The sequence below is a fragment of the Streptomyces sp. NBC_00289 genome, assembly GCF_041435115.1.
Classification (GTDB): domain Bacteria; phylum Actinomycetota; class Actinomycetes; order Streptomycetales; family Streptomycetaceae; genus Streptomyces.
Window position 1 is genome coordinate 1,892,415 of the sequence record NZ_CP108046.1, and the last position, 18,829, is coordinate 1,911,243.

22 protein-coding genes are annotated in these 18,829 nt (G+C 72.1%); 11 read left to right on the forward strand and 11 right to left on the reverse strand.

Annotated features, from left to right (window positions below; translation table 11 throughout):
• The first annotated feature begins 58 nt into the window (after positions 1-58).
• The gene (locus tag OG985_RS09000) at positions 59-610 is read left to right on the forward strand and encodes a TetR/AcrR family transcriptional regulator (RefSeq protein WP_371667732.1); all 552 of its coding nucleotides are present in this window, start codon (positions 59-61) and stop codon (positions 608-610) included.
• A 116-nt stretch (positions 611-726) separates the two neighbouring features.
• On the opposite strand, the gene OG985_RS09005 is transcribed toward OG985_RS09000, so the two are convergent.
• Both OG985_RS09005 and OG985_RS09010 read right to left on the reverse strand, forming a co-directional pair.
• Positions 727-918 (reverse strand): ferredoxin, encoded by a 192-nt coding sequence (locus tag OG985_RS09005; protein ID WP_371667733.1) that lies wholly within the window; start codon positions 916-918, stop codon positions 727-729.
• Positions 919-929: 11 nt separating this feature from the next.
• Complete coding sequence (locus OG985_RS09010; RefSeq protein WP_371667734.1) at positions 930-2,129, reverse strand: cytochrome P450; 1,200 nt, start codon at positions 2,127-2,129, stop codon at positions 930-932.
• 277 nt (positions 2,130-2,406) lie between these two features.
• Between OG985_RS09010 and OG985_RS09015 the strand changes: the two genes are divergently transcribed.
• The gene (locus tag OG985_RS09015; protein WP_371674309.1) at positions 2,407-3,042 is read left to right on the forward strand and encodes a LysE/ArgO family amino acid transporter; all 636 of its coding nucleotides are present in this window, start codon (positions 2,407-2,409) and stop codon (positions 3,040-3,042) included.
• Positions 3,043-3,419: 377 nt separating this feature from the next.
• Positions 3,420-3,869: a nitroreductase family deazaflavin-dependent oxidoreductase gene (locus OG985_RS09020; RefSeq protein WP_371667735.1), complete on the forward strand. Its 450-nt coding sequence runs from the start codon at positions 3,420-3,422 to the stop codon at positions 3,867-3,869.
• Between the two features lie 91 nt (positions 3,870-3,960).
• Here the strand turns inward: OG985_RS09020 and OG985_RS09025 are convergent, their stop codons facing one another.
• Positions 3,961-4,929, reverse strand: a complete 969-nt coding sequence (locus tag OG985_RS09025; protein ID WP_371667736.1) for a cation diffusion facilitator family transporter — start codon at positions 4,927-4,929, stop codon at positions 3,961-3,963.
• A 116-nt stretch (positions 4,930-5,045) separates the two neighbouring features.
• On the opposite strand from OG985_RS09025, the gene OG985_RS09030 reads away from it, so the two are divergent.
• Positions 5,046-6,065: a glutathione S-transferase family protein gene (locus OG985_RS09030; RefSeq protein WP_371667737.1), complete on the forward strand. Its 1,020-nt coding sequence runs from the start codon at positions 5,046-5,048 to the stop codon at positions 6,063-6,065.
• Positions 6,066-6,118: 53 nt separating this feature from the next.
• Complete coding sequence (locus tag OG985_RS09035) at positions 6,119-6,421, forward strand: DUF4235 domain-containing protein (protein ID WP_371667738.1); 303 nt, start codon at positions 6,119-6,121, stop codon at positions 6,419-6,421.
• A 1-nt stretch (position 6,422) separates the two neighbouring features.
• Here OG985_RS09035 and OG985_RS09040 read toward each other — a convergent pair whose 3' ends face one another.
• Positions 6,423-6,815, reverse strand: a complete 393-nt coding sequence (locus tag OG985_RS09040; RefSeq protein WP_371667739.1) for a VOC family protein — start codon at positions 6,813-6,815, stop codon at positions 6,423-6,425.
• Positions 6,816-6,999: 184 nt separating this feature from the next.
• On the opposite strand from OG985_RS09040, the gene OG985_RS09045 reads away from it, so the two are divergent.
• Both OG985_RS09045 and OG985_RS09050 read left to right on the forward strand, forming a co-directional pair.
• Complete coding sequence (locus OG985_RS09045) at positions 7,000-7,362, forward strand: DUF1304 domain-containing protein (RefSeq protein ID WP_371667740.1); 363 nt, start codon at positions 7,000-7,002, stop codon at positions 7,360-7,362.
• Complete coding sequence (locus tag OG985_RS09050) at positions 7,359-7,922, forward strand: TetR/AcrR family transcriptional regulator (RefSeq protein WP_371667741.1); 564 nt, start codon at positions 7,359-7,361, stop codon at positions 7,920-7,922. The genes OG985_RS09045 and OG985_RS09050 overlap by 4 nt, the downstream gene beginning before the upstream one ends.
• 24 nt (positions 7,923-7,946) lie before the next feature.
• On the opposite strand, the gene OG985_RS09055 is transcribed toward OG985_RS09050, so the two are convergent.
• Both OG985_RS09055 and OG985_RS09060 read right to left on the reverse strand, forming a co-directional pair.
• Positions 7,947-8,801, reverse strand: coding sequence for a hypothetical protein (locus OG985_RS09055; protein ID WP_371667742.1), 855 nt, complete (start codon positions 8,799-8,801; stop codon positions 7,947-7,949).
• Between the two features lie 67 nt (positions 8,802-8,868).
• Positions 8,869-9,819, reverse strand: coding sequence for a GlxA family transcriptional regulator (locus tag OG985_RS09060; protein WP_371667743.1), 951 nt, complete (start codon positions 9,817-9,819; stop codon positions 8,869-8,871).
• A gap of 71 nt (positions 9,820-9,890) precedes the next feature.
• Here OG985_RS09060 and OG985_RS09065 point away from each other — a divergent pair, with 71 nt between their 5' ends.
• A complete protein-coding gene (locus OG985_RS09065; protein WP_371667744.1) occupies positions 9,891-10,841 on the forward strand; it encodes an NADP-dependent oxidoreductase in 951 nt (316 codons plus the stop codon).
• 9 nt (positions 10,842-10,850) lie between these two features.
• Here the strand turns inward: OG985_RS09065 and OG985_RS09070 are convergent, their stop codons facing one another.
• Together OG985_RS09070 and OG985_RS09075 are read right to left on the reverse strand one after the other, a co-directional pair.
• Complete coding sequence (locus OG985_RS09070; RefSeq protein WP_371667745.1) at positions 10,851-11,957, reverse strand: NAD(P)-dependent alcohol dehydrogenase; 1,107 nt, start codon at positions 11,955-11,957, stop codon at positions 10,851-10,853.
• A gap of 32 nt (positions 11,958-11,989) precedes the next feature.
• Complete coding sequence (locus OG985_RS09075) at positions 11,990-13,444, reverse strand: aldehyde dehydrogenase (protein ID WP_371667746.1); 1,455 nt, start codon at positions 13,442-13,444, stop codon at positions 11,990-11,992.
• Between the two features lie 115 nt (positions 13,445-13,559).
• Between OG985_RS09075 and OG985_RS09080 the strand changes: the two genes are divergently transcribed.
• Entirely contained in the window at positions 13,560-13,997 is a 438-nt protein-coding gene (locus tag OG985_RS09080; RefSeq protein ID WP_371667747.1) for a MarR family winged helix-turn-helix transcriptional regulator, read from the forward strand.
• Positions 13,998-14,206: 209 nt separating this feature from the next.
• On the forward strand, positions 14,207-14,587 hold the full coding sequence (locus OG985_RS09085) for an anti-sigma factor antagonist (RefSeq protein ID WP_371667748.1): 381 nt from the start codon (positions 14,207-14,209) through the stop codon (positions 14,585-14,587).
• A gap of 61 nt (positions 14,588-14,648) precedes the next feature.
• Here OG985_RS09085 and OG985_RS09090 read toward each other — a convergent pair whose 3' ends face one another.
• On the reverse strand, positions 14,649-15,599 hold the full coding sequence (locus OG985_RS09090; protein ID WP_371667749.1) for a ribose-phosphate diphosphokinase: 951 nt from the start codon (positions 15,597-15,599) through the stop codon (positions 14,649-14,651).
• A 198-nt stretch (positions 15,600-15,797) separates the two neighbouring features.
• Between OG985_RS09090 and OG985_RS09095 the strand changes: the two genes are divergently transcribed.
• On the forward strand, positions 15,798-16,460 hold the full coding sequence (locus OG985_RS09095; RefSeq protein ID WP_371667750.1) for a DUF4230 domain-containing protein: 663 nt from the start codon (positions 15,798-15,800) through the stop codon (positions 16,458-16,460).
• Between the two features lie 254 nt (positions 16,461-16,714).
• Here OG985_RS09095 and OG985_RS09100 read toward each other — a convergent pair whose 3' ends face one another.
• Both OG985_RS09100 and OG985_RS09105 read right to left on the reverse strand, forming a co-directional pair.
• A complete protein-coding gene (locus OG985_RS09100; protein ID WP_371667751.1) occupies positions 16,715-18,475 on the reverse strand; it encodes a complex I subunit 5 family protein in 1,761 nt (586 codons plus the stop codon).
• Complete coding sequence (locus OG985_RS09105) at positions 18,475-18,825, reverse strand: sodium:proton antiporter (protein WP_371674310.1); 351 nt, start codon at positions 18,823-18,825, stop codon at positions 18,475-18,477. The genes OG985_RS09100 and OG985_RS09105 overlap by 1 nt, the downstream gene beginning before the upstream one ends.
• Positions 18,826-18,829 lie beyond the last annotated feature (4 nt).

Here is an 18,829-nt window from a genome sequence, read left to right on the forward strand (position 1 = left end):
TCTCCGGTTTCGCTGCTACCGTAGGAGAACGCACGTTCTCGGTCAAGGAGTGGTGGTTTTGGACAGCGCTGTCGCCCGGGACCAGGCACTGGACGCAGCGGAGGCGCTGTTCTACGGGCGGGGCATCCGGTCCGTCGGCATGGACGACATCCGCGGCACGTCCGGCGTCTCGCTCAAGCGGCTCTATCAGCTCTTCCCCGCGAAGGAGCACCTGGTCGAGGCGTACCTCGAACGGCGCGACGTGCGCTGGCGCGAGCGGCTCGCCGCGTCCGTGGAACGCCACGAGGATCCCCTGCGGCGTATCCCGGCCGTGTTCGACTGGCTGGAGGAGTGGTTCACCGAGGACGGTTTCCGCGGCTGCGCCTGGATCAACGCGTACGGCGAACTGGGAGCGACCTCCGAACGCGTGGCCGGCCAGGTACGGGCGCACAAAGAGGCGTTCCGCGCCTACCTCGCCTCCCTCGTGGCCGACGCCGGGCTGCCCGACGCGCTGACCGGACCCCTGTTCCTGCTGGCCGAGGGGGCGATGGTCACCGCGGGCGTCACGGGCCGCGCCCGGCCGGCCGCCGAGGCGCGCGAGGCGGCCCGACTGCTGGTGGAAGCGGGCTGACCCGCCACCGGACCATGAGGTGCCGCCGGGGGACAGCCCGACTGCCCGCTCCTGCCGGGGCGGCGGCGCCCGGCCGGTCCGGCTGCACCGGACCGGCCTCGCCGAGTACGCCGGACCTACTCGGTCACGGCGATGGCACTGACCGGGCAGGCCCTGGCGGCCTCCCGCAGCATCGGGTCGCGGAGCCTGTCCTGACCGCCGGGCAGGACGGTGCTGAAGCCGTCGTCGTCCTGTGTGAAGACGCCCGGGGCGGCCAGCGCGCACTGGCCCGCGCCGATGCAGGCGTCCCTGTCGATGTCGATGCGCATGACCGAGCCTCTTACCAGGTCACGGGGAGTTCCAGCATCCCCTGGATCGTGTCGCCGGGCTTGAAGGGGATCTCGTCCGCCGGGACGGCGAGGCGGAGGGTGGGCAGTCGGCCGAAGAGGGAGCGCAGGGCGATCTCCAGTTCGGCGCGGGCCAGGTTCTGGCCGAGGCACTGGTGGATGCCGAAGCCGAAGGCCACGTGATGACGGGCCGGCCGGTGCCAGTCCAGGGAGTCCGGGTCGGGGTAGGCGTCCTCGTCGCGGTTGATCACCGAGGTGGCGAAGACCACTCCGTCGCCGGCCCGGATCGTCGCCCCGCCCACCTCGATGTCCTCGGTGGCCGTCCGCAGGAGCCCGTCCGCGATCGACAGCATCCGCATCAGCTCCTCGACGGCGTCGGGCAGCAGCGTGGGGTCCGCACGCAACTCGCCGAGCCGCTCGGGGTGTTGCAGCAGGGCGTAGGTGCCGAGGGAGATCATGTTGGCGGTCGTCTCGTGTCCGGCGACCAGCAGGATGGTCGCCAGCGAGACGAGCTCGCCGCGCTCCAGCGTGCCGTCCCGCAGCCGCTGGTGGACCAGTTCGTCCAGGATGCCGTCGCCCGGCTCCGACTGCTTCAGCTTGCGGTCGATCAACTCCTCGAAGTAGGCGTCCAGTCGGTCGCGCGCGTCCTGGATGTCGGCGGCCGTCGGGCCGCGCAGCAGCCGTCGGGACTGTCCTTCGAAGAAGTCGTGATCGGCGTAGGGGACGCCGAGCAGGGCGCAGATCACCATCGAGGGCACGGGCAGCGCGAAGGCCGTCACCAGCTCCGCCGGCGGTCCCTGTCCGATCATCGCGTCGAGCCGCTCGTCCACGATCCGCTGGATCTCCGGGCGCAGCGCGGTGGCGCTCTTGAGGGTGAAGCTCGGGATCATCATCCGGCGCTGGGTGCGGTGCACGGGGTCGTCGACGCCGAGCAGCGCGATGCTCCGGTTACGGACCGCGGCCAGTCGCTCGGTGGGCACCGGGAAGCCGGGACGGGTCCGGTCGGTGGACAGGCGCTGGTCGGCCAGCAGGGCGCGGGCTACGGCGTGTCCGCTGACCAGCCATGCCGGACGGCCGTCGTAGAGCCTGATCCGGGTCAGCGGGCGGGCGTCGCGCAACGGGTCGTAGGCGGCGGGCGGGTGGTAGGGGCAGGTCCGGTCCTGGGGGTAGGCGACGGGTTCCGTTTCCGTCATGGAAGACCTCGCAGACGAAGGGTGCGTCGTGCCGATCACCATTAGATGCCCAGGGCATCTATAGGGCCACGCGATGTTCGGCCAGATCGGTTGCGCGGCCGATCTGGCCGGGGGACACCGGCACCGTCGAAATCCGGTTGTCGCCGTACCCCCTCCGGCCGCAGGATCTGGCCATGCCCACGAAATGCGCCCCGCTGCCGTCGACCGCCACCGCCGTTGGTCCGGTGTGCGGCCGACAGCAGACCGGCCGTCCCCGGAGGCCGACGCCGCCGCGGTCATGACCGCCGCGCTGGTCGCGGGACTGCTCGCGGGCTACGGCATCGCCATGCCCGTCGGCGCGGTCGGGACCTACCTCGTGTCCCTCACGGCCCGTACGTCTCTGCGCATCGGCACCTGCGCCGCCCTCGGTGTGGCGACCGCCGACGGGCTGTACGCCCTGGGGGCCACCGTCGGGGGCTCCGCCCTGGCCGCCGTGCTCCGGCCGTTCCTGGCGCCATTGCGCTGGACCTCCGCCGTCGTGCTGCTCGCGCTGGCGGTCCTGGGCGCCGTGACAGCCCTGCGCCGGTACCACGACCACCGGCTCGCCACCCGGACCGATCCGCCTCCCCCGAGCCCCGCGCGAGCGTACGGGGCGCTGCTCGGCGTCACCCTGCTCAACCCCACGACCGTGATCTACTTCGCGGCCCTGGTCCTCGGCACCCGCGCCGAGGAGGCCGTACGGCCGCTGGAACAGGGGGTGTTCGTCCTGGCGGCCTTCACCGCGTCGGCGAGCTGGCAGGTGTCGCTCGCCGGGGGCGGCGCCCTGCTGGGCCGGGTGCTCACGGGCCGCCGGGGCCGGCTGGTGACGGCGCTGGTGTCGAGCGGGGTGATCGCGGCACTGGCCGTACGGATGGTGGTGGCACCCTCGTCCTGACCGCGACGGCGCCGAACCGGCCCGCTGCCCGCGAGTCCGGCGACTGGAGGCTGTTGCGGTCCACCACGGCCGCCGACGGGGCTGGCGGAATACGGCCGCCCGGTTCCGGCCGCCGTCCGGCTGGTGGCGCCGGCCGGCGGACACCACGCCGCCGGCCTCACCGGCCTGAAGTGTCCGCTCCCGGTGGCCGCCTCCGCCGGTGATGACACGGAAGGTGAAGGGAGGGTGACCGGACCGCGCCGGAAGTGTGGTCGGTGCGAGCATCCGCCGGGTCGTCGTGTGTGACCGGGCCGCGGGGCGGTACGGATGAATCCTGGAAGCACCGGTGTTGGCACCGGTGCAAGCCGACCGAGACAGATGACGATGGGACGGATGCCATGCCTCTCGAGGGCGAGTACGAACCCAGTCCGACGCCGTGGGTGCGTGAGCAGGTGGAGCTGTACGAGAGCTCAGGCGGCACCAAGGGAACGACCCTCATGGACACGGGACTGCCCGTGATCCTGCTGACGACCCTGGGCGCCAAGAGCGGCAAGATCCGCAAGACGCCGCTGATGCGCGTGGAGCACGACGGGCGTTACGCCGCCGTCGCCTCGCTGGGCGGGGCACCCAAGCACCCCGTCTGGTACTTCAACGTGCTGTCGGATCCCCGGGTGGAACTGCAGGACGGCCCGGTCAAGCGGGACATGAGGGCCCGTGAGGTCACCGGGGCGGAGAAGGACGAGTGGTGGGAGCGTGCCGTCGCGGCGTACCCGGACTACGCCGAGTACCAGACGAAGACGGACCGCGAGATCCCGGTCTTCGTGCTCGAGCCGGCCGACGAGAACTGACCTAACTGACCCCCGAACGGCCCCGTACCGACCCGGCCGAAAGAAGTCCGGCTCGCTGTGCATGAACCGGTGAACGCCGGGCACGCGTGTCTCAGGCCCCGCCGCGCTCCCCCGTCGCGGCGGGGCTTTCCCGTTCCCGGGCCGCCGCCCGGTCGGTCACGTCGAGAAAGATCTCGCCCGCCTCGGGCACCAGGCTGGCGATGGACCGCTTGATGCGGACGGCGACCTCCTCGACCTGCTCGCTGTCCAGTCCGGGCACCAGGTCCACCCGTGCGGCCACCAGAGTCGAGTCGAGTCCCACCTTCATCGTCAGCAGCGCCTCCACGCTGTCGATCTCGGGCTGTGCCTGGAGCAGGGCGCGGATCCGGCCGGTGGTCTCCGGGTCCATGGCCTCGCCGATCAGCTGGTCGCGGGCGTCGCGGCCCAGCCGGTAGGCCACGTACACGAGGAGCACGCCGATGGCGAGGGAGGCGGAGGCCTCCCACACGACCTGCCCGGTGACCATGTGCAGGGCCATGCCGATCATGGCGAGGGTCACGCCCAGGACCGCCGTGCCGTCCTCGGCGACGACCGTGCGCAGGGCCGGGTCGCGCAGGCCGGCCGAACCGCCCTGCCGGCGCACCTGGTGCAGGGCCCGCAGCAACGAGATCCCTTCCGCCACGAAGGCGACCCCGAGCACGATCAGACCGGCCACGTATCCGCTGAGCTTCTCCTCGGCGCCGTTGCGCAGGGCCTCGACGCCCTGGAAGAAGGAGAAGCAGCCGCCCATGACGAAGATCCCGACGGCCGCGATGAGCGACCAGAAGAAGCGCTCCTTGCCGTAGCCGAACGGGTGCTTCTCGTCGGCGGGGCGGCGGCTGCGGCGCAGCGCGGCCAGGAGGAAGACCTCGTTGAGGCTGTCGGCCACGGAGTGCGCCGCCTCCGACAACAGCGCGGGTGAGCCCGCGAAGAGACCGCCGACCGCCTTGGCGAGAGCGATCACGAGATTGGCCACGAGCGCCACCAGCACGGTGACGCGTGTCCTGCGGTCTGCCTGATGATCCGTCGCTGTCCCAGTCACTCCCGCCGAATGCCCCCGCCGTCGTGAGTCACACCGTGCCGTCGGCGGATTTCGGGGAACGCGTCCACCAAGGACGGACGCGCCCACCAGGGACAGACGGAGGACAGGGAGGAATCATGAGCGGCGGCGAGGGCGGCAACGACGCCTACGGCAGGAAGCCCTTCAAGCGGTCCGGCAGCCACTTCGCGGACCGGATCACCGAGGACGGCCGGGACGGCTGGCCGGTGGCGGCGGGGCGCTACCGCCTGGTGGTCAGCCGTGCCTGCCCCTGGGCGAGCCGGAGCCTGGTGTCCCGGCGGCTTCTGGGCCTGGAGGACGCCCTGCCGGTGGCCGTCGCCGACCCCATCCAGGACGACCGCAGCTGGCGCTTCACCCTCGATCCGGACGGCCGCGACCCCGTCCTCGGCATCCGGTACCTCAGCGAGGCGTACGACCGGAGGGAGAGCCACTACCCCGGCGGCGTGAGCGTGCCCGCGATCGTGGACGTGCCCAGCGGGCAGCTGGTCACCAACGACTACCAGCGGATCACCCTGGACCTCGCCACCGAGTGGACGGACCTGCACCGGGAAGGAGCACCGGACCTGTATCCGCGGGCGCTGCGGGACGAGATCGACGAGGTGATGGCGGACGTCTACGAGGACGTCAACAACGGCGTGTACCGGGCGGGCTTCGCCGCGGACCAGAAGGAGTACGAGAGCGCGTGCGCGGGCGTCTTCCGGCGGCTGGAGCTGCTGACGCCCCGGCTGGCCCGGCAGCGCTACCTCGTCGGCGACACGATCACCGAGGCCGACATCAGGCTGTTCACCACCCTGGTCCGTTTCGACGCCGTCTATCACGGTCACTTCAAGTGCAACCGCTGGAAACTGACGGAGAACCCGGTGCTGTGGGCTTATGTCCGCGACCTCTACCAGACGCCGGGCTTCGGCGACACGGTCGACTTCGACCACATCAAACGGCACTACTACGAGGTGCACACCGGCATCAACCCGACCGGCATCGTGCCCCTCGGGCCGGATCTCGCCGGCTGGCTGACCCCGCATCACCGTGCGGAGCTCGGCGGTCGTCCCTTCGGCGACGGGACGCCGCCCGGGCCGGTCCGCGCCGGGGAGAAGGTCTCCTCGGAGGGCAGGCCCTGACACGCGGCCCGCCGCACACAGCACACAGCACACACCGAGACAAGGAGACTCACGTGGCCAAGAACAAGAAGAAGAAGCTTCCCCTCGCGTACAAGCCCGTCGGATTCCTGCTGGGCTGGACCAGCGGCACGCTCGCGGGCCTGGCGTTCCAGAAGACGTGGAAGGCGATCCGCCACGAGGACAACGCGCCCGACGCGCTGGACCGGGACCGCGGCTGGGGGGAGATCCTGCTGGCCGCCGCCGTCCAGGGCGCCCTGTTCGCCATGGTGCGCAGTGCGGTGGACCGCACGGGCGCGAAGGCCATCGAGCGGTCCACCGGTGTCTGGCCGACCGCCGAGAAGGGCGGCCGGGACTGACTCAGCCCTGTTTCGGGGCGGTCGACGGGACGAGGCGCAGGGTGAAGGAGTGGCCCGCCGGGTCGGCGTAACCGCGCTCCTCGAAGGGCCCCGACGCGTCCTTCGTGTCCAGCGGGCGGCCGCCGAGCCCGATCACCCGGCGTTCCGCCTCGTCCAGGTCCTCGACCACGAAGTCCAGATGAGCCTGCAGGGAGTTCTCCGGGCGGGGCCAGCTCGGCGGCGTCGCGTTCACGTCGCGGCGGAACGCCAGCCGGGTCCCGTCCGCTCCCCTGATCTCCACGCGGTTGGCACTCTCGTGCGTCTGCTCGGCGTCCAGCAGCTGCCTGTAGAACACGGCGAGCTTCTCGGGCTCGGAACAGTCGAGCACGACCACCCCCGCTTTCACCAGTGCCATGTCTCCTCCGAAGGTTCGGCCCGGGGCGTTCGTGCCCCGGGCCCTGTCCCTTCGGATATCCCGGCTGCGCCGATTCAGTCGGCGGGCGGCGGGCGCGGCCCGCTCCGACACACGGCTACTTCATAGACAGGTGTCCATGTATGCTGGACACCTGTCCATGTGATTGCTGAGGAGCCGGCCCGATATGGAAACCGTCGCGAACGTCCTGGTCGGCCTGGTGGCCCTCCTGCACGCCTACATCCTGGTGATGGAGATGTTCCTGTGGCAGAAGAAGCCCGGCAGGGGGCTGCACGGCTTCGACCCGGAGATGGCGCGAGCCACCGCCCCGATGGCCGCGAACCAGGGGCTCTACAACGGCTTTCTCGCGGCCGGACTGGTGTGGGGCCTGATCGCCGCCGACCCGACGGGCTTCCGTGTCCAGGTGTTCTTCCTGTGCTGCGTCGTGGTCGCGGGCGTCTTCGGCGCCGTCACGGCGAACCGGCGCATCCTGTTCGCCCAGGCACTGCCCGGCGCGCTCGCCCTGGCCGCGGTCCTCGCCGCCCGGTGAACCGCGGCGCGCCGCAGGACCCGCGGGCCGCGCGCACCCGGGACAGGCTCCGCCAGGCCCTCCTGGACGAGTGCGCCGAGCGGCCCCTGGACGAGGTCGGTGTCGCCGCGCTGGTGCGGCGCGCCGGGGTCGGCCGGGCCACGTTCTACGTGCACTACCCCGACCTGGAGGCGCTCGCCGTGGACGCCTGCGCGGACGTCGTACGTGAGGCGGTGGACGCCCTGCACGCCTGGCGCGGGCGGCCCGACCCGGTGCACGCGCCGCCCGCCCTACCGGAGTTCTTCGCCTCGCTCACTCCGCACGCCGGGCTGTACCGCGCGCTGCTGAGCCCGGGGGGCGGCGGCCCGCTCGGCCGGGTGCTGCACCGGGACCTGCGGGCCTACAGCCTGCGCGAACGGGAGCTGGCGGGAGCGGCGGACGCCCCGCTGGTCGCCTCGGCGGTCGCCGCCACCTTCGCCGGAGTGCTGGCCGACTGGCTGCACGGGCTGCTGGAGGCGACCGCCGGGGAGATCGCCGACCAGGTCTGGCAGTTGCTGGTCGCCCTGCACGCGAGCCGGTGACGGTCACTCCCCCACCGGGGGTCTCTATCTGCAGGCGATGAACTGCCTCGCCCGCGGCCAGGCCTCCACACCGTCGGACGTGCGGACGTACGCCGTGGACCGGTCGTCCGTGAGCCACAACTCCCGGTCGCCGAGGCGGTATCCGGTGTCGCGGGCGTCGTCGGGAAGCTGTGCCTTCCCGTCGTACGCGGCGGTCAGGCTGTCGCTCTCGAGCACTCCCTCGGGATCACGGACGTACTGTCTGACGTCCTTGCCCCGCCCCGTGCCCAGGAAGTGGGCGCTCCGCCAGCCGCAGTGCTCCGCGCCCGCGTAGCTGCTCAGTGTCGTGCTGGCAACCCGGTGCCCGTCCGCGTCGGTCCAGATCTCCAGGTCCAGGCCGTCGGTGAAGCGTGCCGGCAGCTCCGCCGGATCGCAGGAGGCGCTGCTCTCCGGTCCCCAACCGGGCGCGTTCTTCCGGTCCTTGGCCACGACGACGGCGACCTTGGTGCTGCCGTCGACGTCGTAGGAGAACAGGACCCGCTCCGCCTCCCTGCGCTCCACGCGATAGCCGTGGCGCGGAACGTTCGGCCCATCCATGTCGAAGTACGCCGTCAGCCCCTCCTCCGGCGTCGCACCGCCGTCGCCCGAGCCCCATTCGCCGCCCGCCTCACCGGAGGTGATCTCCCCGTCGCACTCCAGGGCCCGGCCCGCGGCACCCGCCGACAGCCGGACGGCACGCGCGCTGTCCTCGTCGAGGTTCCGGGCGGCCACGTACAGCGGACCGCTGTACGGCGTGGCGGGGGGCGTCCCCTCCACGACGGGGTCGCTCTCCCCGGCGGCACACCCCGCCGCCGTCATCGCCGTCATCGCCGCCGCTGCCGCCACCAGTCCTCTGCGCATACCCACCCCTGTTCGCCCGTCTGACTCCCGGTACTCCGACGCGGCGGGGCGGGGATACGTTCGCCGGTCAGTGGGCCGCCGCCTGGAACGTACGCCGGTACGCCTGCGGCGACACCCCGATCGCCGCGTGCAGGTGCTGGCGCAGGGAGGCACCCGTCGCGAAGCCGACCCGGCCGGCGATCTGGTCCACGGACAGGTCGCTGGACTCCAGCAGATGGCGGGCCCGGGCGACCCGCTGCTGGATCAGCCAGCGGCCCGGACTGAGGCCGACCTCGTCGTGGAAGCGGCGGGCGAAGGTACGCAGGCTCATCCGGGCGTGGGCGGCCAGGTCGGTCAGCGTCAGGGGTTCTCCGAGGCGGGCGAGGGCCCAGGCGCGGGTCGCGGCGGTGCCGGCGGCGCCCTGCTCGGGCACCGGCTGTTCGATGTACTGCGCCTGGCCGCCGTCCCGGAACGGCGGGACGACACAGCGGCGGGCGACCTTGTTGGCCAGTTCGCTGCCGTGGTCCTTGCGCACCAGGTGCAGGCAGACGTCGACGCCGGAGGCGGCCCCGGCCGAGGTCAGGATCCGGTCGTCGTCGACGAAGAGGACGTCGGGGTCGAGCGCGATGTGCGGGTACCTGTCGCGGAAGAGGTCGGCGACCTGCCAGTGGGTGGTGGCCCGGTGGCCGTCGAGCAGCCCCGCGGCGGCCAGCACGAAGGCGCCGGTGCAGATGGAGACGATGCGCGCGTCGGGGCGGATGTGCGCGAGGGCGGAGCCGACCTCGTCCGGCAGCTCGGCCATCACCTTCGAGGGCGAGACCGGCGCGATCACCACCGTGTCGGCCGTGGCGAGCGCCTCGGGCCCGTGCTCGACGGTGATGCCGAAGTCCGCGTTGCTGCGCACCGGAAGTCCGTCGACGCTGCACGTGAGCACCTCGTACCGGCCGTCGGCGGCGCCGAAGATCCGGCTGGGGATGCCCAGTTCGAAGGGATAGACGCCGTCCAGCGCCAGGACCACGATGCGTTCCACATGCTGCATGGCACGATCTTATCGAAGGTTGGCAATTCTGCCATTTTCATGTGGGGCCGCCACCGGCAGGCTGATCCACCATGAGCACTGTGAACACCATGCGAGTCATCAGCCAGGACACCCTCGGCGGCCCCGAGGTCCTCGGCGTCAAAGAAGTGGAGCGCCCGTCGCCGCGGCCGAACGAGGTGCTGGTCCGGGTCCGCGCGGCCGGCCTCAACCCCACCGACTGGAAGCACCGGGCCAACGGCGGCTTCCTCGGAGAGCCGCCCTTCGTCCTCGGCTGGGACGTCTCCGGCGTGGTCGAGGCCGTGGGCATCGGGGTCGCCCGGTTCGCGCCCGGCGACGAGGTCTTCGGCCTGCTGCCGTACCCGTTCGGGCACGGCTCGCACGCCGAGTACGTCATCGCGCCCGCCCGCGCCCTCGCGCCGAAGCCGGCCGTGATCGACCACACGCAGGCGGGCGCACTGCCGCTGGTCTCGCTGACCGCGTGGCAGGCCCTGGTCGAGACGGCCGACGTGCAACCGGGACAGCGGGTGCTGGTCCACGCGGCGGCCGGCGGGGTCGGGCACGTGGCCGTGCAGATCGCCAAGGCGCGGGGCGCGTACGTGATCGGCACCGCGAGCGCCGGCAAGCACGACTTCCTGCGGGAGCTCGGCGTGGACGAGACGATCGACTACCGGGAGACCGACTTCACCGAGGCCGTGAAGGACGTGGACGTCGTTCTGGACACGCTCGGCGGCGAGTACTCCACGCGCTCGCTGCGGGTGCTGCGCCCCGGCGGGATCGTCGTCTCGATCCTGCCGGTCGGCTCGGACGACTTCCCGCGGGAGGCGGAGCGGCTGGGCGTACGGGCGGTGCGGATGCTGGTCGACGCCTCCCGCACCGGGCTGCGGGCGATCGCGGAGCTCGTCGAGGCGGGGAAGCTGCGCGCCACGATCGCCGGCACGTTCCCGCTGGCCGATGCCGCCGAGGCGCACGCGCTGGGCGACACCGGCCGGACCACGGGCAAGCTGGTGCTCGTGGTCGACTGACCGGGGTGATCAGAAGGTGAGCACGGGCTTGATGGTCTTGCCCGCGCTCATGTCCCGCACCGCCCGGTCGATGTCCGCGAACGGATAGTGGCTGATCAGGCGGTGCAGCGGCAGCCGCCCCTCCTTGACCATCCGGACCAGGGCGGGGATCACGGTCTGCGTCTCGCTGTCGCCGAGGGTGAGGCCGACGATCCGCTTGCCGCCGAGCAGCCCGTTGACGTCCAGGGCGACCTCGGTGCCGAAGGGCGGGGCGCCCACGACGACCAGGGTGCCGCGGGCGGCGAGCGCGTCGACGCCCTGGCGCAGCACGGCGACGCTGCCCGTGGTCTCCACGACGCCGTCCGCGCCCTGCCCGTCCGTCAGCAGGGCGATCGCCTCGCCGAGGTCGGCCTCACCGGCGTCGACCGTGTGGGTGGCGCCCAGTTCCCTGGCCAGCGTGAGCCGCTCCGCCACCCGGTCCACGGCGATGATCCGCGTGGCCGGGGTGAGGGCGGCGGCCATCACCGCGGAGAGGCCGACCGCTCCGGCGCCGAGGACGACGACGGTGCTGCCGGTGGTGGGCTCCAGCACGTTCCACACGGCGCCGACCCCGGTCTGTACGCCGCAGCCCAGCGGGGCGATCGACTCCAGCGGCACGTCCCGGTCGACCTTGACGAGGCTGCGCTCGTCCACCAGGGCCCGTTCGGCGAACGAGGACTGGCCGAAGAAGTGGCCGCCGAGCGGCTCGCCGTCCCGGCTGATCGTGCTGCTGCCGTCCGCACGGCGGCCGCCGATGAGGTTCAGGGGCAGCCAGGTCGCGCAGTAGGCGGGGTGACCGCCGCGGCAGTTGCGGCACTCCCCGCACGAGGTGAAGGACAGCACGACGTGGTCGCCGGGTGCCACGCCGGTGACGGCGGGCCCGACCGCCTCGACGACGCCCGCCCCCTCGTGGCCCAGGACTCCGGGCAGCGGGAAGGGCAGCCCGCCGCTCGCCACGCCCAGGTCGGTGTGACACAGGCCGGTCGCGACCATGCGGACCAGCGCCTCGTGCGGTCCGGGCGCCTCCAGTTGCACGTCGGAGAGGGTGAAGGGCGCTCCGCCTGACTCGACGACGGCGGCGCGGGTGGTGAGGGACATCGCAGAACTCCCTTGGACGGGGACGGGCGCGCTCAGTCGAGCGAGACGACGACGGACTTGACCTTGGTGTAGCCGGCGAGCGCCTCGGGCCCGTACTCCCTCCCGAAGCCGGAGTCCTTGACTCCGCCGAAGGGGACGGCGGGGTCGAGCATCGCCCAGTCGTTGATCCAGACGATGCCCGCCCGGAGCCGGTCGGCGATGCGGTGGGCGCGGGCGAGGTTGGTCGTCTGGACACCCGAAGCAAGGCCGTACGGCGTGGAGTTGGCGAGCGCGACGGCCTCGTCCTCGGAGTCGAAGGGCTGCACGGTGAGGACGGGCCCGAAGACCTCCTCCTGGATGACCCGGGAGTCGTTGGGCAGGTCGGCGATCACGGTGGGCCGGTAGTAGTAGCCGCCGTCGAGGTCGAGCCGCTCACCGCCGCAGACGATCCGGCCGCCCTCCTTACGGGCCAGCTCGACGTACTCCTCGACCTTCCGCAGGTGCCGCTCCCCCGCCATCGGTCCTACGACGGTCTCGGGCAGCCGGGGATCGCCGACCGGCACGCCGGGGACGGCGTCGGCGAGGATGCCGAGCAGGGTGCTGTAGACCGGGCGGGCCACCAGCAGTCGCGGGCCGCCCATGCAGAACTGGCCGGTGTTGAACACGAAGCCCTTGATGACCGCGCCGACCGCCTTCTCCAGGTCGGCGTCCTCGAAGACGAGGTGGGCCGCGTTGCCTCCGAGCTCCATGGTGACGGGCTTGAGGGCCTCCCCGGCGACGCTCGCGGCGTGCCGGCCGACCGCGGTGGAACCGGTGAAAGCGATCTTGTCCACGCCGGGGTGCCGCAGCAGGGCCTCGCCGGCCACCGGACCGGCGCCGGTGACGACGTTGACGACACCGTCGGGGACGCCGGCCCGCTGGAGCAGGCTCGCCATGTAGAGCGCGCTGAGGGGGGTCTCGTCGGCGGGCTTGTGGACGACCGTGTTGCCCGCGGCGAGCGCCGGGGCGAGCTTGGAGCCGGCCAGGATCAGCGGGAAGTTGAACGGGGTGATCGCGGCCACCACACCGAGGGGCTCACGCCGGGTGTAGGCGAGGGCGTTGAGGGGGGTGTCGCGGTTCGCTCCGTGCAGGGAGTGGGCGAGCGCGGCGAAGTGCTCGTAGTCGTTGGCGGCGTTGGTGATGTCGACGGCACGGCACAGCGAGATCGGCTTGCCGACGTCCAGGCTCTCCAACTCGGCGAGTTCGTCGGCGTTCTCGCGGATCAGCTCGGCGACGCGGTGCAGCACCCGGCCGCGCTCGCGGCCGCTGAGGCCGGACCACGCGCCCCCGTCGAAGGCCTCGCGGGCGGCACGTACGGCCGCGTCCACGTCGGCGGCCCCGGCCTCCGCGACCGTGGTGAGGACCGTGCCCCGGGACGGGTCGACCACCTCGGTGCGGGCTCCGTCGGCGGCCTCGCGCCACTGCCCCCCGACGAACAGCCGTCCGGGTTGGATCTCGAAGGCGGTCATCACCACTCCTCAGCGTCATTGCCAAGTTTTCAACCAACAGGATTCCTGCTGGTCTCTCGTCTCGCTCGCAGTCTCATTAAGGACAGGTTTCCTGTCAATGCCCTAGGATGAACTCATGGTCGGCACCCAGGCAACGAAGACGCACCCGTCGCTTCTCTACATGGTGAAGCAGGTGGAGCTGGTCGTGCGGTCCCACCTGGACGAGCTGGTCAAGCCCTCGGGCATCACCGCCCTGCAGTACACCGCGCTCACCGTCCTGGAACGGCACGACGGGCTGTCGGCCGCCCAGCTGGCCCGCGACTCGTTCGTCACCGCCCAGTCCATCGCCGATCTCGTCCGCTCCCTGGAGGGTCGCGGGCTGATCCGCCGGGAACGCAACCCCCGCAACCGGCGCGAACTGCTGATCCTGCTGACCGAGACGGGCCGCGAGCTGCTGGCCCGCCACGCCGGGCCGGTCCGGGAACTGGAGGAACGGATGGTCCGCGAGCTCACCGCACACCAGACCGAGCAGCTGCGCCAGGCGCTCTCCAAGGCGTGGCACGCCCTGTCGTAGATCCGTCAGCCGCAATTCACAGACATATGTCAATCGAACATGCTCAAATTCGGTCTATCGAGGGTAACTTGCTGGGCGGGGAACGGTTTTGCGCTCGCGCGGGGGCCCCGTGACACGTCTGCGTTCTCACGCTCGCCGCTCGCTGTCACCCGGGCCCCGGTGAGCCGCGGCCCCACCGCTGGATGAGCCGGTTGGAGGGGGATGTCGTCGTGCAGCAGGAACCCGCGGCACTCGGTCGGCATCTGCGCGTGCGCCAGGACCGTGGGCACACCGTCCTGGAGTTACGCGGCGAGATCGACATCGCCGCGGCGGTGGAGATCATCCCCCACCTGGACCGGGTGACCGCCCGCCCGGAATCCCGGATCGTGATCGACCTCCGGCAGGTCGAGTTCTTCGACTGCTCCGGCCTTCGTCTGCTCTACCGCGCCCGCAGTCGGGTGCTCGACCGCGACGGGCAGCTGTACGTGGTCTGCACCCACCCGCTCACCCTGCGGGTCATGCGCGCCACCGGCCTGGCCCGGCTGTTGCCACCGCACCCGACGATGGACGCGGCCCTTGGCCGGCCCGAGGCGGCGTCCGGCTCCGTGTGAACCAACCTGCGGGATCTTGTCGCTGCGCGCGTCGAACTCCGTGTGAACCAACCTGCGGAACCTAGTCGCTGCGCGCGTCGAACAGGGCGCTGACCGACTCACCGTTGTGGATGCGCCGGACCGCCTCGGCCAGGGCCGGGGCGATGGAGAGGACGCGGAGCTTGTCGGTCCGCTCCTCCTCGGCAACCGGCACGGTGTTGGTGCACACGATCTCCAGCACGTCGGGCTGCTCGCCGATCCGCTTGAGGGCGCCGGCCGCGAACAGCCCGTGCGTGCACGCCACCCGGATCGAACGCGGCCCGAGCTCCCGGAGCCGGTCCAGCAACTCCAGGACGGTACTGCCCTTGGCGATCTCGTCGTCCAGCACGATCACGTCCCGGCCCGTGACCTCGCCGATGACCGCGTTGATGCTCACCCGGTCGTCCGCGAACCGCTGCTTGGCGCCGGCGGCCACCTGGGCGCCGATCATCCGGGCGAACGCGGCGGCCTCCTTGGCGTTGCCGAGGTCCGGCGAGACGACGGTCGTGCGGGACAGGTCGTAGCGGCGGAAGTGCGCGGCCAGCTCGCGCAGCGCGTGCAGGTGGTCTACCGGTACCGAGAAGAAGCCGTGCACCTGCGGAGAGTGCAGGGTCATGGCGAGGACACGGCTCGCGCCGGCCGCCACCAGCAGGTCGGCGACGAGCCGGCCGCCGAGGGAGATGCGGGGCTCGTCCTTCTTGTCGGAGCGGGCGTACGAGTAGTGCGGCATCACCACGGAGATCCGGCCCGCCGACGCCCCGCGCGCCGCGTCGCACATCAGCAGCAGCTCGACGAGATGCTCCTGGACGGGCCTGACCAGCGGCTGGACGAGGAAGACATCCCGTTCGCGGCAGTTGGCCTGGAGCTGTACCTCCAGGCAGTCGTTGGCGAACCGGCTGACCCGGGTGGGGCTGAGCGGCACTCCGAGATGCGCGCAGACCTCCCGGGCGAGTTCGGGGTGGGCGCTTCCGCTGAACACGGCGATGTCTCGCACGATCCGCTCCTCGCGTGATCATTTCCGGCTGCCTGGCTCATGCTACGGCCCGGCATCCGCCGCGGCCCGCCCCGGGTGAGCGCCCCGAACCTCCCCTCGTGCGCCCTTACGCGTCCGGCGGGAGCGGCGTTCGGCCAACGCCACGGTCTGAGGGGGGATTTGAGGGGCATCTGGACTGTAGGAAGGAGGGCCGTCGCCATGACTGCTCCCATCAGGCGCGTGTCCAGGCGCATGCCCGGCTGGGCGAAGGCGGTGAGTGCCGTCGTACTGGTGCTCGTCGTGTTCTTCGCCGGTATCCGGCTGAGCGTGCTCCCTGGTCTCAAGGACCTGTTCGGCACCGAGACCCACGACCGTTCGGGTCCGGCACTGCTCCAGTCCATCCAGGACATCAGCCGTTACGACGCCGCCTCCGGCAACTTCCAGGTCGTGGTGGACCTGGAGAAGGACACCAAGTACCTGCCCGACGCGATCCGCGGCTCCCGCACCCTGTACGTCGGGGCGGGCACCGTCGACGCCTACGTCGACCTCGGAAAGGTCGGCAAGAACGACGTGACGGTCAACGACGACCGCACCTCGGCCACGCTGCGGCTGCCGCACGCGGCACTCGGCAAGCCGGCGCTCGACCCCGACCGCTCCTACGCGGTCTCCAAGCAGCGCGGCCTGCTGGACCGGCTCGGCGACCTCTTCTCGGACAACCCGAACGGCGAACAGGCCGTGCAGAAGCTCGCGGTGCGGCACATCGGCGACGCGGCCAAGGAGAGCGGGCTGACCACGCGCGCCGAGAAGAACACCACGGGCATGCTCGAGGGCTTGCTGCGCTCCCTCGGCTTCAAGGAGGTACATGTCGCCTTCGGCACGTGACCGGATGCCGGGTCCGCTCGGCGCCTGACCGGACGCCGGGCAAGCTCGGTGCCTGACCGGAGGCCGGTCCGCTCGGTGCCGGCAACCGCCGGTCCCCCCGATGCCCGGGCCGACGCCGGGCCGACTCGGCACCTGATCCGACGCCGGAAGCGCTCGGCGCCAGACCGCACGCCGGGCCTGCTCGGTGCCTGACTGGACGCCGGGTCCGCTCAACACCTGACCGGACGCCGGGTCCGCTCGGTGCCTGTTCCTGTTCACGTGCCGAGCAGGCCCGGCGCGGCCAGCGCGCCGAGCACGGTCGTGCCCACCAGCATCCAGGCCACGTAGTCGCCCACGTGCCCGGACTGCAGGCGCCTGAGTGGCAGCGCCCGGTCCGGCGCGGCGAGCAGTCTCGGGCGGGTGACGGCGACCGCCGCGAGGCCCACGGCCAGCAGGGTCGAGGCGAGACCCAGCAGGACGCCGGCCGTGGTCCAGTGCACGGAGACGAACACGCCGCCGGACCCGGCCTCGTTCACCGACCGCGCCACCACCTCGGCGAGGCCGGGGGCCACTCCGACGGCGAGGGCCCCGGCGAGCAGGACCGCGGGGACCGCCGTCATGGTGTCGGGGACCCGGCCGAGCCGCTGCCGGGTCTCGGGCCGTTCGCCGACGCCGGTGGTCTCGTAGGCGGCGCCGTCCTTCGGTGCGGGGCCGAGCCCGAGGAACACCCGGGCGCCCACCCGCAGGACCGCACCGGCGGTCACCGCTGATGTCACGACGTACAGCACGGTCAGCGGGCCGCCCACGGCCTCCTCCGTGACGGCCTTGCCGAGCGCGGTGCCGAACGGCGGCAGGCCGGCGAGACCGAGCGCGCCGGCACCGAACAGCACGGCGACCCCGCGCGAGGCCCGGGCCCTGCCGTGCAGCGCGTGCTCGTCGACGTTGCCGTACCGGTCCAGGAGGATGCCGGCGCAGGCGAACAGGGCCGCCTTCACCCCGGCGTGGCCGAGGATGTACAGCGCGACCCCGTCGTCGGCCTCCGGCTTGAGGACGCCGATGCCGATCAGGAAGAGCCCGGTGTGGGCGACCGTCGAGTACGCCAGCAGGCGTTTGATGTGCCGCTGGTACCAGCACATCACCGCGCCGACGGCCGCCGTCAGGACGCCGAGCACCACCATGGCCCGTTCGAAGTCGTCGGCCGGGACGCCGCCGGGCCCGGAGAACACGGTCCCGTACACGCGCCAGACGCCGTAGACACCGAGTTCGACCATGACGCCGGACAGCAGCATGCACACCGGGGTGGGCGCGACGGCGTGCGCGTCCGGAAGCCAGAAGTGGAACGGCACGGCGGCGGACTTGACCAGCAGGCCGGTCACGACCAGGACGAAGGCGGCGAGCACGAGGGCGTCGGGGCGGCCGTGCGCGTCGAGGCCGCGGCCGATCTGGGTCATGGCGAGTTCGCCGGTGCGGGCGTAGAGCAGGGCGATGCCCATCAGCATGGCGTACGCGCCCAGGGAGTTGACGACGCCGAAGGTCAGCGCGCCCTGCACGGCCTTGGCGTCCTCGACGCGGTAACCGGTCAGGGCGTACGCGACGACGCTCATCAGCTCGAACCACACGAACGCGTTGAAGAGGTCGCCCGCGATCGCGAAGCCGCACATACCCGCCTGGAAGAGCAGCATGAGCGCGGGGAAGGAACCGGCGTGCCGGCGCGGCGGCGCGTCGAAGTAGCGCCAGGAGTACGCCAGGGCCGCCAGGGTCAGCAGCGAGGCGAGCGCGGCCATGCCGAGCCCGGGGCCGTCCCCGACGAGGACGATTCCCACGCTCTCGCCGTTCACCGGAACGTGACCGCCGGCCCACACCACCCCGGGTGGCGAGGAGTCCAGCAACAGCACCAGCGCGAGCCCGGCCGTCCCGGCGCAGACGGCGCAGCCCACCGACTCGGCGGCGACCCTGGGCAGGAGGCGGCCGCCGGCGACCAGCAGGGCGGCCCCGAGCAGGGGTACGGCGACCAGGAGCGGCAGCAGCTGGCTCATCAGCCGCGCAGCTCCGACAGTTCGTCGGGGTCGACCGTGCCGTGCCGCTTGGAGATCTGCACGACGAGCGCGAGCAGCAGCGCGGTGACGGTGGCGCCGACGACGACGTCGGTCAGGGTCAGCGCCTGCACGACCGGGTCGACGACCGGCCGGGCGCCGGGTTCGAGGTCGGAGAAGACGGGCGCGGTGGCGTCGTCGCGGTAGCCGACGGCGAGCAGCAGGACGTAGGTGGCGGCCTGGCACACGGACAGACAGCCGACGGCGTGGATCAGGTTGCGGCTGGTGGCCAGGCCGTAGCAGCCCGCCAGGAAGACCCACACGGCCACCAGGTACGGCAGGACGTGCGTCACGGCA

Bases quoted from the DNA above. Each gene is read 5' to 3' on its own strand.
- OG985_RS09095 (WP_371667750.1), top strand. From the start codon at position 15,798: ATGACTGCTCCCATCAGGCGCGTGTCCAGGCGCATGCCCGGCTGGGCG.
- OG985_RS09100 (WP_371667751.1), bottom strand. From the start codon at position 18,475: ATGAGCCAGCTGCTGCCGCTCCTGGTCGCCGTACCCCTGCTCGGGGCC.
- OG985_RS09015 (WP_371674309.1), top strand. From the start codon at position 2,407: ATGACCGCCGCGCTGGTCGCGGGACTGCTCGCGGGCTACGGCATCGCC.
- OG985_RS09020 (WP_371667735.1), top strand. From the start codon at position 3,420: ATGCCTCTCGAGGGCGAGTACGAACCCAGTCCGACGCCGTGGGTGCGT.
- OG985_RS09060 (WP_371667743.1), bottom strand. From the start codon at position 9,819: ATGCAGCATGTGGAACGCATCGTGGTCCTGGCGCTGGACGGCGTCTAT.
- OG985_RS09045 (WP_371667740.1), top strand. From the start codon at position 7,000: ATGGAAACCGTCGCGAACGTCCTGGTCGGCCTGGTGGCCCTCCTGCAC.
- OG985_RS09080 (WP_371667747.1), top strand. From the start codon at position 13,560: ATGGTCGGCACCCAGGCAACGAAGACGCACCCGTCGCTTCTCTACATG.
- OG985_RS09075 (WP_371667746.1), bottom strand. From the start codon at position 13,444: ATGACCGCCTTCGAGATCCAACCCGGACGGCTGTTCGTCGGGGGGCAG.
- OG985_RS09010 (WP_371667734.1), bottom strand. From the start codon at position 2,129: ATGACGGAAACGGAACCCGTCGCCTACCCCCAGGACCGGACCTGCCCC.
- OG985_RS09040 (WP_371667739.1), bottom strand. From the start codon at position 6,815: ATGGCACTGGTGAAAGCGGGGGTGGTCGTGCTCGACTGTTCCGAGCCC.
- OG985_RS09030 (WP_371667737.1), top strand. From the start codon at position 5,046: ATGAGCGGCGGCGAGGGCGGCAACGACGCCTACGGCAGGAAGCCCTTC.
- OG985_RS09065 (WP_371667744.1), top strand. From the start codon at position 9,891: ATGAGCACTGTGAACACCATGCGAGTCATCAGCCAGGACACCCTCGGC.
- OG985_RS09070 (WP_371667745.1), bottom strand. From the start codon at position 11,957: ATGTCCCTCACCACCCGCGCCGCCGTCGTCGAGTCAGGCGGAGCGCCC.
- OG985_RS09005 (WP_371667733.1), bottom strand. From the start codon at position 918: ATGCGCATCGACATCGACAGGGACGCCTGCATCGGCGCGGGCCAGTGC.
- OG985_RS09055 (WP_371667742.1), bottom strand. From the start codon at position 8,801: ATGCGCAGAGGACTGGTGGCGGCAGCGGCGGCGATGACGGCGATGACG.